The sequence below is a fragment of the Arthrobacter sp. efr-133-R2A-120 genome, assembly GCF_030209835.1.
Lineage (GTDB): Bacteria > Actinomycetota > Actinomycetes > Actinomycetales > Micrococcaceae > Arthrobacter.
The window spans coordinates 1-16,984 of the sequence record NZ_JARVRF010000057.1 but is presented as its reverse complement, the minus strand read 5'-3'; the positions used below and the strand labels follow the sequence as shown (position 1 = coordinate 16,984).

Genomic DNA, 16,984 nt, shown 5'->3' with positions numbered 1-16,984 from the left:
GCCAGCGCCGTCCGCGAGTTCTCGTCAGCTCGGTGACCTTTGCGGACGGCCAGCTGCCCATCCCCCACCCAGGGCTTGTCGATGATGCGGCCCACGCCCTCATTCGTTCCGGAGGGAACGGCCCAGAAGAGGATCTTGAACCGCAGCGCGTCGGGGGCATCCCTACGCGTGCCGTGGCCGCTGCGCAGAGTGAGATCCTGGAGGAGTCTCCCGCGCAGGCTGGGAGCGCAGCATCGAGTATCCAGGACCTTCTGAGTACCTGGGGGCGCGTGCTGAAGCTGGCATGCGACATTGACCCTGAAGTGTGGGCGTTGTGCGACGAGGACCCCGCCAGAGCCGAGGCCGTCATCGAGGTACTTTCACAAGTCTTCACCAACGTCATCCGCCACGGTGAGCGAAACCGTGTCCGCGTCACAATGTCGGCCAGCAAGCCGCGGCCACCACAAGCAGCGGCGGACACCGGAGCCATTCACATATCCTTCAGCTCCCCTGGCCGGCTCCGACCCCGGAACCGCCCCGGCCTCGGAATGACGACGCTTCAGAACCTATCCAAGGACGTAACACTCACCGCGGATGGCGACAACGTTCTGCTCCGGGTGGGCTTTCCGTGAGCCACGGCTACACCACCGCCCGGGGGCGTGGTAGCCCATGGCGACGCTATTGCCGGAAAACACCAAAAGGTGGCGATTTGTCTGAATTGAGTGGTGATTTCCGCGAGATTGAAGGGACAGATGGCCAACTCTCGCTGCCGTACGGTAGGGCTCTCCACCACTCTGGCTGAGTGGTGGAGAGCCCGCATTGAGTATTGGAGCACCAAAAATAAGTGGCGTCGAGTCCGGATTGGGTGTTGACGTCACACGCTCCACATCCAGACGAAACACATCGAGCGGCCTAGTTCGGCCTCTGAATTGCCCAACGGGTCCCTCCAAGCGGAAATTCGAATTCATCTAAACTCTTTATAAAGGATCTTGAATAATAGCCCCGTCGGAATACTGTCGTATCTCCACGCGGGGTCGACCTAAAAAGGCGATCATAGGCCACCATTCCGCCATTGAGCCGGCCTCGATGGCTGATCTTCAGCCCGCGAAAGGTTCGATACTTCTTGGGCCGCACCGATCATCCTTCGTTCAAATCATTGATCTGTGCCCGAATCGGACAGCGAGTCCAGCGGCAACGCTCCGCACAACGAATCAGGCAGTTCGAGCGAAGTTCCCCCATAAAATTTACTAAGCCTTCTTAGTAATCCCAAGTTTCAAATTGCGGTACTCGTTTCTTAAGGAAATTCAAGTTGTAGGGCCTCGGTTCCTGCGACCGCGAGCAATACACACGCCCTAGTTCGGCCGTTGCGCCAGGTCAGATCGTCTTTCGGATGCGCTGGCCCACCGCTTTGACCGCGCGATCGGACGATAAATTCGGCAAAGAATGTACGGATTCGCCGCCGTCGCCACGAGTGTCCACGGTTACTTACGGCGAACGAAATACGTAGTTCTCCACTCAGAAGCGAGTATGGATGGCGAAAAATGCGTATTGATTACTGTGGTTAACGAAAACCCAGCAATTTAGCGTATGGACATACCGATTTACCTGTAAGGCTATGCAGTACCTCGGAGCTCATGAAGTTCTCCGTCCACCCGCGTAATCTTCCCGGTCGAATCAACAGGTCTCTTCAACATCTTCTGGGAGTGGTGATCAGCTGTGAACAATGAATCTGGGGAAAGGGGAGCGCCACTGGCGGGTGGCAGTACTGTCAAACGCCGCGGTCTATTCAAATTAGGAGCTTTGGCAAGCGCTGTCACGGGTGCCTTCGCAGTGTCCACCTTCGAGGCCGGCCCCGCCCAAGCTGCCATTCGCTCCGGTCTGACGCCGACCCCATCAGGTGATAAATACGTTCCCATTGCGGAGAAGGGCACCGCGTCGGGTGTGGCATCTTTGGACGTCACGGCGAAGATACCACCCGCCCAGCTTCCTGACCTCTCTGCCATTTATGCCCTCACGCCGGACAATGGGGCGCGCTCCGTTGGCAAGGGAGAGAACATCGTGAATGTCGACGACTACTTCTCATCCGTCAACGCCTTCGGGACCAACTGGGAGGCAGCAGTCGGCGCCGCCATCACGGCGGCGGGTTCGTCGACCATCCGCTTCGCCTCCAAGCTGTACAAAACTTCAGCCCCTATCGAACTTCCCGCGACGACCCCGGTGTCATTCTTGATGGAAGCCGGGGGGATGATTCAGGCCGTAGCCTCCATGAGTGCGGTCATCCATAAGCCAACAGGCGGGACAGCGAGCGGCATCCGCATCGATGGGCTCATCATCGATGCCAACCGCTACGCGACCTACGCGCTGGACATCGAGCAGTGCCACCGGATGACCATCAGCAACTGCCAGCTCTCCAACGCGCTCACCACAGTCGCAGCCTTCGGGCGAACTGGCGCCCAGTGCTATGAAATGCTGGTCGAGCATGTCCGCATTACCGGACTGGACAATGGCCGGTCCGGGTCCGTACCAACCGAGATGCCGGCCTATGGTTACACACTCGGTTCTAACACCACTGACAACGTCTTCCGCGAAATCATCAGCAAGAACTCCAAGGTCTACGGCCGGGACGACGGCATTGGGAACGTACATGAAAAGGAGCACGGCTTCGGCTACCCGCTCGCTGGAATCGGCGGGGTTGTGGATTGGGTGGCTGACGTCGGGTATGTCATAGGTGGATCAAACAACCGATTCATCAATGGTTACCTGGATAACCAATACATCGGCCTGCGCATCAGTGGAAGTAACTGCACCGCAGCTGGAAACCTTCACGGCTACTCGTCATCGTGGACGTATGCGGGACAGATCATCGGCGTGGACATTACCGCCAACAACACTTCAGTGCTCGCTAGCAAGTTCTCGCTAAATAGCTCCGCTAGCTACAGCGGCTACCCGATCCGTGTCGCGTCCGGTGTGCTTGACCTAATCTACTCGGGTAACAATGTAATTGGCGGGACAAAGTGGCTGGACATTGGGCAGTGGCTTGACGGGCTGCGTCGTGGATACATCGCCGGGAACAGGTTCGAAACGAAGAACATCGCCGAGTACATGAATTACCTCAATATCTCCGGCCGCGGCGACAACGGGGAAATCGTCCTATTCGGAGGGCAGGTTCCCGGGCGACTCAAAACGACCGGTTCGGGCGCAACAGGTTATGCGACTCTTCAGGCAGACACGGCTAGCGCGGGGGTCTGCTTGGGCCAGTCCACCAACAAACTCGGCTTCTACGGAACCGTTCCCGTCGCCAAGGCTGACGCAAACACGGACCTCCAGACCATACTCGTCAACTATGGACTACTGACTGAAGGCACCGAGCGACCCTGGCGGACAGGCCTCAAAACCATTACTGCGGCAACTACACTCACAACAGCAAGCGCCGAAATCCAGGCCATTGACGCAACCACGGGAGCCATGCTCATCACGCTCCCGGTCACGGCAACACCCGGTGTCCAGTTCGTAATCAAGAAGACTGACGCTAGTTCAAATGCGGTGACGGTTGTCGGGACGATTGACGGGGCAAAAAACTACAGCCTCACGACTCGATACCAATACCTTGGGGTGGTCAGTACGTCAACGTCGGGTAGTTGGCTGATCGTCGCAAAGGGATAGAGCCAAGAGACGGCGTGGGCGGCGCCAGTGTGTGCTAGATGGTTTGGCAGGTTCAGTCGCCAATTCTCCTTCACCCCCACCACAATAGTCTCGGGGTTTCGGACTTGGCGCCTTGATAACCTGCCACCCGCCCGAATAGGGACACATAAGACCGGTTAATTGACCCAAAACGAGTTGCCGCGGTCGCATCAGCGATCCTGGACCGGAGGCCGACCGTCCGTCTGAGGCCGGCCCCTAAAATCGCCGCCCAATCTTTGTGACCAACATGACACTCGACGTCGTACCCTGCCCCGCTAAAGGCCTATCCGCCGACCGGAGTGAGTCCGGCGGAAGATGCAGATTCCGCGGTGTGCTGATAGCAGGCAACTTGCGCGGTGGACTACAAATCCGCCAGCACCGTCCCCGGGTTCTCGATCGCATCCGCAACATACCGCAGGAAACCCGCAGCCGTTTCCCCATCACAAACGCGGTGGTCGAACGCCAGCGTCAACTCGGTGACCTTGCGGACGGCGAGCTGTCCATCAACCACCCAGGGCTTGTCGATGATGCGGCCTACGCCAAGCATCGCTACCTCGGGGTAGTTGATGATCGCGGCGGAACCGTCCACGCCGAACACACCGTAGTTATTCAGGGTGAAGGTACCGCTGGCCAACTCGGTCGGGGTTGCCTTGCCGTCACGCGCGACGGCGGTGAGCCGGCGGATTTCAGCATCGAGTTCGCGGGCGTTCAACAGGTGGGCGTTGCGGACCGACGGAACCACGAGTCCGCGGTCCGTCTGTGCGGCGAAGCCAAGGTTGATGCCGTTGAATGCGATGATTTCCTGCGTTTCACCGCCGGCCGTATCCTCGTCCGTGACGAACCGGGTGTTCAATTCGGGGAATTTTTTCAGCCCGGCCGTGACAAAACGAGCGATGAACGCGAGCAGCCCTGGAGCGCCGTGCGGATCGCGCTTCTTGAGTTCTGCACGCATTTCAAGGAGGGCGGTGGCGTCGACATCCACCCAGACAGTTGCCTCCGGGATCTCGGACCGGCTGCGGGTCATGTTCGCCGCAACAGCCTTCCGTATCCCGCGGACTGGAGTGCGCGAAGCCACGGTCAAGCCGGTACGGGCATCATGGATCCCCGTGGCAGGTTGGACAACGTCGGGCAGCTCAACGGGCGCGGTCTCGCGCACGGCCCCTCCGATGGCTGCCTCAATGTCGCGACGCAGGATGAGCCCGCTCTCCCCCGAACCAGGCACGGCGTCCAGCGAGACCCCATGGTCCCGGGCCATCTTCCGCACTAGAGGGGAAATCACCGCAGAGAGCTTCCCTGGAATCCGCGTACGGGACAACGAGAGCTCGGCAAAGTCGGGGGCCGGGGTCACAGCAACAGCAGAACCAGCAGAAACCTTCCGCGGCCGGGTGCGGCGAGCCTCGCCGCCTCCGGATGTTCCGTAGCCAATGAGGACGTTCCCGGATCCGGCTTTCTCTTCGGTCCGATAGGTCTCGGCAGCGGCAGCCTCGGGCGCCACGAAAACCTCTTCCTCCACAGGCTTGGGTTCAGCAGCAAGCGAAGCACCAACAGGAGCCACCGAGATCAGCGGCTTCCCGACGTCCAGCGTCTGGCCAGCCTCGCCGTGCAGCTCAGCGACGATGCCTGCATACGGCGAGGGTACCTCCACCATGGACTTGGCGGTCTCAACCTCGGCGATCGGCTGATCCACCCGGATCTCGTCGCCCACGGCAACAAGCCAGTTGACGAGTTCAGCCTCGGTGAGGCCCTCCCCCAGGTCCGGAAGCAGGAACACCTGCATTTCTGCGCTCATGGTCAGTTCTCCCATTGAAGGTCGTCAACGGCGTCGAGGATGCGGTCGACGCTTGGCAAGTAGTAGTGCTCCAGCTTTGGAGCCGGGTACGGAACGTCGAAGCCGGTCACGCGGCGGATCGGTGCGGCCAGATAGTGGAAGCAGCGTTCCTGCACCCGCGCAACAATTTCGGAGGATACCGAGGCGAACCCATGGGCTTCAGCGATGACAACGGCGCGACCGGTCTTGCGCACGGAGGCACAGACTGTTTCATCGTCGAAGGGCACGATCGAGCGGACATCGATCACTTCAAGGGAGCGGCCTTCTTCAGCGGCCGCGGCTGCGGCGGCGAGCGCCGTCGGGACCGAGGGGCCGTAGGCGATGAGCGTTGCATCAGTGCCGGGACGCGCGACGGCGGCGCGCCCCTCGCTGCTGGATCCTGTCGCAGCGTTCGTGGCGTGTTCGGCGCGCAGGGCGCCCAGATCCACCTGGTCTTTGGACCAGTAGAGCTTCTTGGGTTCCATGAACATGACGGGATCGTCGGAATCGATGGCCTCGCGGAGCATGCGGTAGCCGTCCGCTACGGTCGCGGGCGTGAAGACCTTCAGGCCGGCGGTGTGGGCGTAGTAGGACTCGGACGAGTCGCAGTGGTGTTCCACGCCGCCGATCCCGCCTGCGTAGGGCACACGGATGACCATGGGCAGCTTCACGGCACCCTTGGTGCGGTTGTGCATCTTGGCAACGTGGCTGACGATCTGTTCGAAGGCCGGGTAGGCGAAGGCGTCGAACTGCATCTCGATCACGGGACGCATTCCATTCATGGCCATACCCACGGCCATGCCTACGATGCCGGACTCGGCCAGCGGGGTATCGAAGCACCGTTGCTCTCCGAATCTGGCCATGAGGCCGTCTGTGATCCGGAAGACGCCACCGAGGCGGCCAACGTCTTCACCGAATACCAGAACGGATGAGTCGGCCTCCATGGCGTCTGCCATCGCGGTATTGAGCGCTTTGGCCATGGTGACGGTCTGCGGACCGGAGGCTTCGGCGACTGCGGCCGCGATGGCTGCCGCACTGGCGGTGGCGGAGCTGACGTCGCCTGTTGCGGCGTGCTCGGTGGCCTCAGAGGATGTGGTGACGGCGGGGCTCATTTGCCTGCCTCCTTCTGGCTGGATGCCTCACGGGCGAGTTCGTCGGCGAGCAGGGCGGACTGCTCCTTCAGTTGCGGAGTGGGAGTGGAAAAGACGTAGCGGAAGAGATTCTGCGGGTCTACCGGTACGTCCTCCCCCAGTCCTTCACGAAGCTGCGAGGCGACGGCCTCGGCCCTTTCCGCGATTCGCCTGGAGCCGTCGTTGTCGAGCAGTCCACGATCAGTGAGGTAAGCCGTCATGCGGCTAATGGGGTCCTTGGCCGTCCATTCGGCCACTTCGCTGTCCTCCCGGTAGCGGGTGGCGTCGTCGGCGTTGGTGTGGGCCTGCATGCGGTAGGTGTGGGCCTCGATCAGGAGCGGGCCGGAGCCTTCGCGTGCCAGCTTCACCGCCCGGTCCAGCACCGCGAGCAAGGCGACCAGGTCGTTGCCGTCAACACGCTCACCGGCCATGCCGTAACCAACAGCCTTGTGCGCCAACGACGGCGCCACGGACTGTTGGCTCAGGGGCACCGAGATTGCGTACTTATTGTTCTGTACGAAGAAGATGACAGGAAGATGGAAGACAGCCGCGAAGTTGAGGGCTTCGTGGAAGTCCCCTTCGCTCGTGGCACCGTCGCCGCACATTGCCAGCACCACCGTGTCCTCGCCGCGCAGTTTGGCGGCATGGGCCACTCCGACGGCATGGAGCAGCTGGGTGGTCAGCGGCGTGCACTGGATGCCGACCTTGTGCTTGGTGGGGTCGTAGCCGCCGTGCCAGTCGCCGCGGAAGATCGTCATGGTCTCTACCGGGTCGACGCCCCGGGACATGACCGCTACAGCGTCTCGGTAGGTGGGGAACAGCCAGTCGCCTTCACTAAGGCACAGAGCGGCGGCCACCTGGCACGCCTCCTGGCCGTGGCTGGACGGGTAAACGGCCATACGACCCTGCCGGACCAGGGCGGAGTTCTGGTCATTGACCCGGCGCCCGACGACGAGCTGTTCATAAGCTGCCATGAGTTCGGCGTCGCCGGGGATGGGATATTCGTGGCCGGGTTCCGTGCCCTGCTCAGCTTCGGGCTTGAGCACGCCAGTGGAATCGACCATCTGGATCTGATGGCGGGCAGGCAGCATGTAGTCTTCCACGCTGATGCCGAACTTGCGCCGCACTTCGGACGCTTGGTCGTTGGCTTCGGTGTCGTCCGGCCGAGCGTCAGCCAGACCCTGGGCCTCATGGTCTGCGGAGATCGTCATTGGTCCGTCCTTCTGTATCCACTATTTGTCACCAGTATGTTCCCTGGAGAAGTTTCGTATCCAGCTCTGGGCAGAATCATGGAAAAGCTTGCCTGAAACCTTTAGTCTGGAAGACAAATTGCAAATGTGAGCTGGGTAACGGGCCCACGCTGTGGACGAATTGGAGATGCGATGGCTGAGGTGGAAGCTGATCAGGCGGAGGTTCCTCTTGACCAAGTAGACCGGGACATCATTGCCGAACTGACGCGGGACGGCCGGATGTCGGTTACCCAGGTGGCGGAAAACGTCCACATCAGCCGGGCGCACGCGTACTCGAGAATCTCGCGGCTGACGGGCGAAGGCGTGCTCACGAAGTTCACTGCGCTGGTGGACCCCATCAAAGCCGGCTTGAAGTCATCGGCCTACGTCACACTCAAGGTGCAGCAGCACTCCTGGCGCGAACTCCGCGAAGAGCTTCGGCTCATTCCGGAGGTGCAGCACATTGCGCTGGTGGGTGGGGATTTCGACGTTATCCTGCTGGTCCGCGCCACCGACAACATTCACCTGCGCAGGGTAATTTTCGACCAGCTGCAGTCGATGCCAGGGGTGCAGGACACGCAAACGTTCCTGGTGTTCGAGGATCTGGATACGAGGTAGGACTCTGAGCGTCCGGCGCGGCCCCTGGACGCTTTCGTCCGGGTCCCGCGGTCGTTTCACCTACGTCGTCGGACAGACGCATGTTGCCGCCGTCGCGCAGCAAGCGGGACGTCCCCGATTGGCCTGTTCCCGCATCCGAAGGGCGAGGATCAGCATGCCAACGGCTCCAACAATACCTAGTGCACCCAGCATGGTCGCAAGGCCTTCGACGTAGTCTTCGAGGGACATATGAGAGCTACCGGGATAGGGCTAGGTAGACCACCGCTGCTGTGACCAACAACAAGACGATCAATCCACCGATCTTGAACCGTTTCCGGACGGTCTTTCGGTACGGGTTGATGTCCACGTAAGGCAAAGCGTCCTCCACTTTTTGATGTTCCTGAACGTCCCATGAATAAGTATCGGCCACGAAGCGACACAAGTAAGAACTCTGCCACGCAAGAACAGCCCGGCCTGCGAACTACCGAGTGACGACATCCGCCGGCCGCAATCTTCCTTCTGAGAAATCTAGATGCAATACATGAACGGTGCTATCGGCCATCCCGGAGGAAACTTGCTGTTCCCCCAGGCTCCGCGTCTAGTAACGCCAGCCATTCGATGCCAAGGATCCGTCTTGGGCCAGCACGACGACGTGCGATCGTCGACCGTCCTTGGGGTTTAGTCGTGCTTGCAGCTTGACCGGCTTTGTTGAAGACCCGTGATGCTTCGGGTCGTCGGAAGGATCCGGCGGTCGTGGCATCGTCGATTGGAGACTCGGCACTCTGATGCGTCGATGAATGCCGAAATATCAGAGAACAGACGCGCCAGTTATAATTGCGAGGACCGCATGAATATTGCCGTTCTGGTGGCGTGCCATACGGCAGGTCCCCAGTCTTGGACACAGGGGGAACCGGATTGGACCTACGCGACTACTTGCGCATCGTGCGACGGAACTGGATAGTCATCGTTGCAACAACGCTGGCAGGAATCATATGCGGCGGGGCAATGTCCCTCCTAGCCAGACCTTCGTATACAGCCGAAACCCAACTATTCGTCGCGATTCAGAGTTCCGGATCCGTCCAGGAACTTCAACAAGGCAACACATTCAGCCAGGCCAGAGTCGCGTCATACGTCAAGACAGCCACAACGCCGGTCGTCCTGCAGCCCGCTATCGACCGCTTGGGACTACAAACCACACCGCTAGAATTGGCGCGAAAAGTAAAGGCCAGCACAGATCTCAACACGGTGCTCATCAAGATCTCAGTGGAAGACGAGTCTCCGGTTCAAGCCGCCGCAACAGCAGAGGCCATTGCCAGCAGCCTCATAAAGGCTGTCGACACGTTGGAACGACCGAAGGCTGGAGGATCGTCTCCAGTCAACCTGTCTATTATCACGCCCGCAGCGCCACCAATCTCCCCAACGGCGCCCAACGTGAAGCTAAATTTGCTGTTGGGAGCGGGCCTAGGGCTAGCGCTTGGTTTTGGTTTGGCAGCACTTCGATCCACCTTGGACAGGAGAATTCGTACTGAAGAAGACGTTAGAGTCATCACGGATTTGCCCATACTCGGACGCATCGCATTTGATCCGTCGTCTTCCTCTAGTCCACTCTTTACGGATGGAGACAATCAAAGCCCTCGCGCTGAGTCCTTCCGACAGCTTAGGACGAATCTCCAGTTTGCCAACATAGATGGCCGCGTCCGAACATTGCTGGTGACTTCGACTGTTCCTGGCGAAGGAAAAAGTACGACGGCAGTAAATATGGCGATCGCTCTCGCCCAGACGGGGAAGCGTGTGTGTTTGGTGGACGCCGATCTCCGGCGGCCAATGCTGGGTGAATATCTAGGATTGGACAACAACGCAGGACTAACAACCGCACTCGTCGGCGCGGGGGACGTCCTCGATCTTTTGCACCACTGGGGCGATGACGAGCTCCACGTGCTGACATCGGGTCAGGTACCGCCAAATCCGAGTGAATTACTTGGGTCGTCAAGAATGAAAGAACTTCTCAAAGAACTAGAGGCCGAGTTCGACGTCATCCTTATTGACGCCCCTCCACTACTTCCGGTGACCGATGCAGCAATCCTGTCACGAATAACTGAAGGCGTGGTGCTCCTGATCGGGGCGGGGAGAACGCAACGGCAGGATCTTCGCCGGGCACTCGATAGTCTGGAACTGATCGGGGCGAGGAAACTTGGCGTAATCCTAAATCGTCTGCCCATCCGAGGGTCGGACGCATACGCATACACGTATTACAGAAGCGAACAACCCGATTCGGCCGAATACACTGGACGACGCAGGAAGCCTGCCAGGAAGCGAAACTCGAGCCGTCAGACGCAAGAAGACGTTGGTGTTTACTCCGAGACCGGTAGAGATGACTTTGACAATCTCCTAATAGACGATGGGTCACGGGCGCCAAGTCAGTTTGCCGTACGGCGAAGAGGCGGGGGTTCCTGACGTGAACACTATCGCGCCTACGGTCAGCGTCGTCATCCCTTCGACTTTAAGACCTGAGCTTCATCGAGCCGTCGCCAGCGTCATTTGTCAATCCATTGGACGCCACCGGATTCAGCTCGTAATAGTAGTCGACAAGTCATCTGAAGAGTTCTCTCACACCGATTTGTCTCAACGACTGAAATTAGTGCCCGGCGATCTGCTTATATCCACTGGAGGCGGAATGGGCGGAGGACATGCACGACAGCTCGGCGCGACTCAGTCAGTTGGACAGTGGGTTGCCTATCTCGATGACGACGACGAGTGGGAAATCAACAAATTAAAACATCAACTGGAAATAGAGCCCGGAAAAGAACGGCAGGCCCAGGCACAAATCGTGTCCTGCCAAGTGATACAGAGGAAACCAGGTTCCCAAACAAGCTCCCAAAGCGTACCTCGCTATGTCATACAAGATGGACAGTCGATCGAGGACTACCTGTTCAGACGGCGGTTGCCATCAATCAGGCGGGCAACGATGTACACATCGACCCTTCTGGTTTCAAGGGACATCGTCGAGCGTGTCGAATGGCGGACGCAGCTTAAGCGTCACCAGGACTGGGACTGGCTAATTCGAGCCTCGCACGAAAAGAACGTCCGGATCACTCAGATCTCGATGCCGCTAGTGACTATATGGGTGGGCAGTCACGGGTCTATTTCGGCCAGCCCCGATTGGCGCTCATCCTTGTCTTGGGCTAAAGACACGAGCCCCAGCTGGAGACCTAGCACCGCTAGCGACTTTCTGGCTGCACAACCGCTGCGCTATGCTATTCACGCCCGCTCCGTACAAGGCATTGTCGCCACGGTTCAGGCAATCATAGAGACACGCAGGTTTCCCCATATTAGATGCGTAGCAATAGGACTTGGCGGCCTTTTGTCTAGGCAACACCTTGAACGGGCCCTCCTCGTCATGCGCGGTAAAAAATGAGGACCTCCAGCGTTTGCTCGCTCGAGAGTTCCAACTGAGATGGTCCCGCTCCTTCTTGGCGCCGTTCTCACGTCTGCTGTCTGGTGCGCCGTCTTAGTGTCAAAAGCAAGTAGTGACAGCCTTCGTGCCTTGCTTTGGACTTTGTACCCGATAACAGTTCCTCTCGGCGTAGGGATATCCGAGCTCGCAAATCTCCTTTCGAACGGACGATACGTCCCCAGCCTCCTACAAGCGCAACAGGTTACCGGCACCAACAGCAATGTAAATACGATCGTGGCAGCAGTCATCATCTGCGCTTCCTTAGCGTGTATAATATATCCGCTTCGGAAAAAGAAGTACCAACACACGGCGGAGCCATATGGACTCTCAGCCAAGGACATACTTCCAGGTTTGGGATTGTTCGGTGTAATGGTACTTGCTGAATTGTTTTATGGTGGCAACCCGTGGAATGGCCTAGCGCTATCGGGGCTAACATTGTGGTCGATCTGGCGCGGCGCCAAGGAAAATCCGCGCGCAACCTACAATGGCATCATTATTGCCATATACGCACTATTGATTTTTTCTGCAGTACTCGCAGTAGTTTCACCTGCGCTTGCCACACTGGATCCGATACGCTTGAATTTACTCCCAGATAGCATATATTCCGTCATCGGAAACAGACGCCTTGCGGGCATAACCGACCATCCGAACACTCTCGGATTCATCGCCGCAGCTGCCATTGTCCTAACACTCAATAATTTTAAGCGACAACGACTTTTAAGAACAATAGGTATTCTTTTCGCGGGAATAATCCTCATTCTGTCAGAGTCGCGGTCGGCGATTTTGGGAGTCGTTGTTGCGGCGCTCGCTCTCTCCGTTGGAAAACTGATCCAAATAGGAGATCGCCGTTTACGACTACTCCTGGTGTCGCTCGCCGTTACTTTTGCCGGCGGCCTATGGATGTTGTCCACTCTTCTCGTGTCGGATGAAGCTGACGGTCGAAGCCAAGTCTGGTCCTTTGTAATTGATAATTGGGCTGGGAGTCCCATCATCGGTCACGGCCCGGGCGGTCTCAACCGCGCGATTCTGGAGACCGGAAGCCTGCCGGTCTGGGCATCCCAAGCACACAATCAGTTCTTTAACACTCTGTATGCCGGCGGTCTTGCGGGAGTGTTTTTTCTGATCCTCTTTGTCCTGCGCGTCCTACTTGCAGGAATCAGGAGCTGGAAGCTTGGACAATTTGGTGTACTGGCAGTCGCCGCACTCTACTTCGTGCGATTTGCCTTCGAGTCACCTCTTGCACTATCCGGCCTAAGCTGGGGACCAGTGTTGACACTCATCAGCTTTGGTGCCGCCTGGTCCATGTCAAACATAACGAACGGCACATCGGAATTGAACAATGCGGAAATTCAAGTAGAGCTTTCTCGCAAGGTATAAGGGGGAAAATTAATGGCTACAGCTGTGAACGACATTGCTAAAATTAATATTGCCGTAATAATGACTGTTTTCAACCGGCGTGATACGACGGTGGCGAGCCTTCGTCGCCTCCTGGAGTCGACCTCCTCCATTCGGGAAAAAGACATCATAATTGTGGACGACGGAAGCACGGATGGGACTACCGAAGCAATTCAGGCGGCGTTTCCTGAAATCCAGCTGATAGCTGGAAATGGCTCACTCTTCTGGGGCGGGGGAATGGTCATTGCTGAAAAGGCAGCCCTGGCTTCCACGGCGCAGTACATCTTATGGATGAACGACGATGCAATCCTTGCTCCTGGCGCGATCGATCTTCTCATGGCAACCGCCGTTAGACACCCGACTGAGCCCATCGTGGTCGGGGCAATGGCTGACCCAGCTTCAGGAAAGACAACATACTCCGGATATATCAAAGAGTCAGGTTTGTTCGGTTCTTTGAAGCTCAGAATGATTGATCCCCCCCAGAATAAACCGGTCTTGGTGGACACATTCAATGGCAATTTGGTTCTAGTTTCCCGGGACAGAGCACTTGAAATTGGTGGCTTATCTACCAATTTTACGCATCACTACGGTGACTTCGACTATGGACTGAGGGCTCGACGCCACGGTATTCCTTGCCTCCTCGTCCCGAATCACCTTGGCACTACATCTCGAAATCCGGCAACTGGAACCTTCCGCGATCCCCTCAGCCCTCGTAGGGCCAGGCTGCGCAACCTGCTTGGACCAAAGGGCTTCCCCGTCAAGGAGCGATTTGCCTTCTTCCGTCGGCATGGATCTTACCTATGGCTGCCTCAGTGGTCAGGGTTTTATGTGTACTGGTCGCTCAGAATCCTATTCGGAAAGTAGAATTCAGTGCAAAAGGATATTAGGGTCGAGCGCCAATCTGTAGAAAGTGCCGGTAAACCGCTAGTTACCTCCGTCGTACATGTTTTCAACGGACTCTTTCCGAGTGGCATGGAACGAATGTTGATGTCTGGAGCTTCGCACAGCTTCATATCTCTCGACAGTGTTTATTTAGTCGGCCAAGGTTCACACAATCCGTACGCGGATGAACTCCGGAGAGCTGGGTACAATGTTCGAATAATACCTCGGATAACGACTATTTCCGGGATTATTTCTTACGTCCGTATTTTGAAAAGCGTTCGTCCAAGCGTAGTTCATATACACAGTGAATCAACTTACGCCCAAGCTGTCATTTTGACGAAAATGATGTCGCGGTCCATTTCTGTTCTACGAACCTTCCACAATGTCTTTCATAAGTCAGGCCTGCGTTTGGCCTACCGAAGAATGGTCAGCCTATTCGTCGATAAGTTCGTGGATCAGTTCGTTTCCTGCTCTCCCGAGGTCTCGGATAACGAACGCAAGCTTGGGCGAGAATCCAAGCTCGTTTGGAATTGGGTCGACGATCGATTTTTTGAGGCGCGCCTTGAAATGCAAGATGAATCTGACCTCACCGTGCCGAATCATGAAAAATTCATCATGGTAGGAAATTGCTCCCAAATAAAGAACCATCGGCTAGCATTGTCTGCTTTGAAGGAATATGCATCACTGACTAAGTCCAGGACAGAACTCGCCCATTTTGGTCGCGAAGATAATGCCGACAGCATCGAAAGTGAACTCCTAGACTGGTTTGAGTCGAAGGATCTCCTCTTGAACCGCGAAGCTTCGGATCCCTTAGAGTTTATGAAAAGTTTCAAACCGGTCTATTTGATGCCTTCCCTTCACGAAGGAATGAGTGTTGCGCTGGCCGAGGCCGTCGTACTTGGGCTTCCAGCGATCGTCAGCAACAGTCCGGGCCAGGGCTGGGCTGGAGAGTTCGAAAATGTAATTCTGCTTGACCTGCGGCGAGACTCGTGGATCGAGGCGTTGCAGTCTGCACCCAAATGGAACCCAAGCTCTTTGGAACAGAATGTCGATCGTTTTAAGGCGAGCGTCGGGATGAACAATTACATGAAGATTTATGAGTCCGCTGCGGAAAGACGCCGGATTCTTCGTTCGAGAAGAGCTTTGGGGTGATGTACTGGTGCGCATCGGAATAGTAGGTCCAGTCTCGCCCGCGGCGCTTGCCCAGCACATATTTCCGGAGGACCGCGCGCGCGCATTGAAGGACGATGACAGTCACGGACCATCTGTCGGTTCGCTCACCCGGGAACTCCTTGACCGGGGTCATGAAGTAGTCGTGATAACGCACCGTCGAGGGCATGATGCGATAACCCTTCGGGGTCCAAAGCTGAAATTCTTTCAGGTATCTTCACGTTCGTCACCACGGCGCCAGATTCTCGACTCCTTTCGGAGTGAGCGAAAGCAGATGGGTGAAATCCTAGCCGCGACTTCCGTGGATGTCGTTCATGCGCATTGGACCTACGAGTTTGCCCTAACCGCCGTCCAGAGTTCGCTGCCTCTTGTTGTAACCATTCATGATGCTCCCATCACTGTCTTGGCGCAGAATAGGGGGGCATACTGGGTGCTTCGCCTATTAATTGCCATCCGAGTGCGCACTAAACTTCGGGGAGCAAGATTAACGGCAGTATCGCCATACATCGGGAAGCGATGGGTTTCCGAGATGATTTGGAATAAGGGATTTAGTGTAGTTCCTAATTGCATTGACCTGCCAGGGCCACTCAATAGTTACCTCCATAAAGAGGAACCCACCTTCATCGAAATAGCGGACGATAGTCGCCGCAAGAATGTGAGGAGACTCCTAATTGCCTTTCAAATCGTCAGGCGCACGCTCCCGAACGCAAAACTCGTGCTGATCGGCGGCGGTCTCGGACTTGGCGATCCGATACAACGGTGGGCATCCAGACGTGGGCATGCCGCAAACGTGACCTTTCTCGGCAGGCGGAGCCGTCCGGAGGTTCGTGAGGCTCTGTCGTCCAGTACATGCCACGTCCATGTGTCCAAAGAAGAGAGTTTTGGACTATCTTTGATCGAGGCAATGTCCGTCGGAGTGCCTGTGATCGCCGGCAAGAATAGCGGTGCTCCGCCCTGGGTGCTGGACGGCGGGAAAACGGGGCAACTTGTAGCAGTTCAAAGAGTTGAAGAACTGGTTGAAGCGATGTTGTCAACTGTATCCTCGGCGTCGGAAGTAGGAGCCAAAGCCATCTTGGCAGGAAAGAGATACGACGAACAGTTCTCCCCGGATGTGGTAGCCAAGAAGTATCTAGAGGTGTATCGAACGGCGATAGCTGATGCCATTCCAATTCGACGACGAAGAAGAAGTGTCCACTGACTCGGACTTGGTGTGACTTGGCCTAGCACCGCGAAACAACTGCTCGACGGCCCATGCACACTAAGGTACTGGGCGATCGGCAGGGAAGCAGGCTCCGCATATTAAAGTGTGGAGAGTTCGGATCACGCAATATTAGATCGCGCCCTTGCAAGTAGGTCCGGTGCGTGCGGTCTGGAGGTTCCGGGTTGATGAATTCAGTCCGAATGCTCTTACCTTATGTTCGAGCTCAGTGTTGTTGGCGTCGACCGCTCACGGTGGTCCCAGGTGAAGATGCCATTGCCCGGTTTGGCGGCTCTTCACGGTTTGTGGTGATTGTTCTGCCGTGATGGATGTTCATGCCGCTGTTTTGGCGGCACTGCGCAACAGGATACGCGTTTTGTAGTTGCGTGCGTTGGTGAATCCCCGGCCAGTTAACCGGCCTTCGCGTCTGGGTCAAGCTTGGGTTTATTGCTGTCAGGCCTT

Annotated in this window: 13 protein-coding genes; 9 read left to right on the top strand and 4 right to left on the bottom strand. The window is 57.2% G+C overall.

What is annotated here, in order from left to right:
• Positions 1 to 32 precede the first annotated feature (32 nt).
• Both QRN52_RS20660 and QRN52_RS20655 read left to right on the top strand, forming a co-directional pair.
• Complete coding sequence (locus tag QRN52_RS20660; protein ID WP_284755458.1) at positions 33 to 611, top strand: hypothetical protein; 579 nt, start codon at positions 33 to 35, stop codon at positions 609 to 611.
• Between the two features lie 1,168 nt (positions 612 to 1,779).
• A complete protein-coding gene (locus tag QRN52_RS20655; RefSeq protein ID WP_284755456.1) occupies positions 1,780 to 3,642 on the top strand; it encodes a hypothetical protein in 1,863 nt (620 codons plus the stop codon).
• A gap of 379 nt (positions 3,643 to 4,021) precedes the next feature.
• Here the strand turns inward: QRN52_RS20655 and QRN52_RS20650 are convergent, their stop codons facing one another.
• From QRN52_RS20650 to pdhA, 3 genes are read right to left on the bottom strand one after another with little or no spacing between them, the layout of a single operon-like run.
• On the bottom strand, positions 4,022 to 5,449 hold the full coding sequence (locus QRN52_RS20650; RefSeq protein ID WP_284755455.1) for a dihydrolipoamide acetyltransferase family protein: 1,428 nt from the start codon (positions 5,447 to 5,449) through the stop codon (positions 4,022 to 4,024).
• 2 nt (positions 5,450 to 5,451) lie between these two features.
• Positions 5,452 to 6,579, bottom strand: a complete 1,128-nt coding sequence (locus QRN52_RS20645) for an alpha-ketoacid dehydrogenase subunit beta (protein ID WP_284755454.1) — start codon at positions 6,577 to 6,579, stop codon at positions 5,452 to 5,454.
• Positions 6,576 to 7,808: a pyruvate dehydrogenase (acetyl-transferring) E1 component subunit alpha gene (pdhA, locus tag QRN52_RS20640; RefSeq protein WP_284755452.1), complete on the bottom strand. Its 1,233-nt coding sequence runs from the start codon at positions 7,806 to 7,808 to the stop codon at positions 6,576 to 6,578. The genes QRN52_RS20645 and pdhA overlap by 4 nt, the downstream gene beginning before the upstream one ends.
• Before the next feature lie 171 nt (positions 7,809 to 7,979).
• Here pdhA and QRN52_RS20635 point away from each other — a divergent pair, with 171 nt between their 5' ends.
• The gene (locus QRN52_RS20635) at positions 7,980 to 8,444 is read left to right on the top strand and encodes an Lrp/AsnC family transcriptional regulator (RefSeq protein ID WP_234748882.1); all 465 of its coding nucleotides are present in this window, start codon (positions 7,980 to 7,982) and stop codon (positions 8,442 to 8,444) included.
• A 235-nt stretch (positions 8,445 to 8,679) separates the two neighbouring features.
• On the opposite strand, the gene QRN52_RS20630 is transcribed toward QRN52_RS20635, so the two are convergent.
• Complete coding sequence (locus QRN52_RS20630) at positions 8,680 to 8,811, bottom strand: hypothetical protein (RefSeq protein ID WP_284755450.1); 132 nt, start codon at positions 8,809 to 8,811, stop codon at positions 8,680 to 8,682.
• Positions 8,812 to 9,338: 527 nt separating this feature from the next.
• Here QRN52_RS20630 and QRN52_RS20625 point away from each other — a divergent pair.
• The 6 genes from QRN52_RS20625 (at position 9,339) to QRN52_RS20605 (ending at position 16,522) form a co-directional block, all read left to right on the top strand.
• On the top strand, positions 9,339 to 10,877 hold the full coding sequence (locus QRN52_RS20625; RefSeq protein ID WP_284755449.1) for a tyrosine-protein kinase domain-containing protein: 1,539 nt from the start codon (positions 9,339 to 9,341) through the stop codon (positions 10,875 to 10,877).
• Positions 10,822 to 11,838: a glycosyltransferase gene (locus tag QRN52_RS23975; protein ID WP_350225167.1), complete on the top strand. Its 1,017-nt coding sequence runs from the start codon at positions 10,822 to 10,824 to the stop codon at positions 11,836 to 11,838. The genes QRN52_RS20625 and QRN52_RS23975 overlap by 56 nt, the downstream gene beginning before the upstream one ends.
• 273 nt (positions 11,839 to 12,111) lie before the next feature.
• On the top strand, positions 12,112 to 13,254 hold the full coding sequence (locus QRN52_RS20620; protein WP_284755447.1) for an O-antigen ligase family protein: 1,143 nt from the start codon (positions 12,112 to 12,114) through the stop codon (positions 13,252 to 13,254).
• A gap of 24 nt (positions 13,255 to 13,278) precedes the next feature.
• Positions 13,279 to 14,136 carry a glycosyltransferase family 2 protein gene (locus tag QRN52_RS20615; RefSeq protein ID WP_284755445.1) on the top strand — a complete coding sequence of 286 codons (858 nt, stop codon included), beginning with the start codon at positions 13,279 to 13,281 and terminating at the stop codon, positions 14,134 to 14,136.
• Positions 14,137 to 14,244: 108 nt separating this feature from the next.
• Positions 14,245 to 15,306: a glycosyltransferase gene (locus QRN52_RS20610; protein WP_350225168.1), complete on the top strand. Its 1,062-nt coding sequence runs from the start codon at positions 14,245 to 14,247 to the stop codon at positions 15,304 to 15,306.
• Complete coding sequence (locus QRN52_RS20605) at positions 15,251 to 16,522, top strand: glycosyltransferase family 4 protein (RefSeq protein WP_284755443.1); 1,272 nt, start codon at positions 15,251 to 15,253, stop codon at positions 16,520 to 16,522. The genes QRN52_RS20610 and QRN52_RS20605 overlap by 56 nt, the downstream gene beginning before the upstream one ends.
• The last annotated feature ends 462 nt before the right edge of the window (positions 16,523 to 16,984 follow it).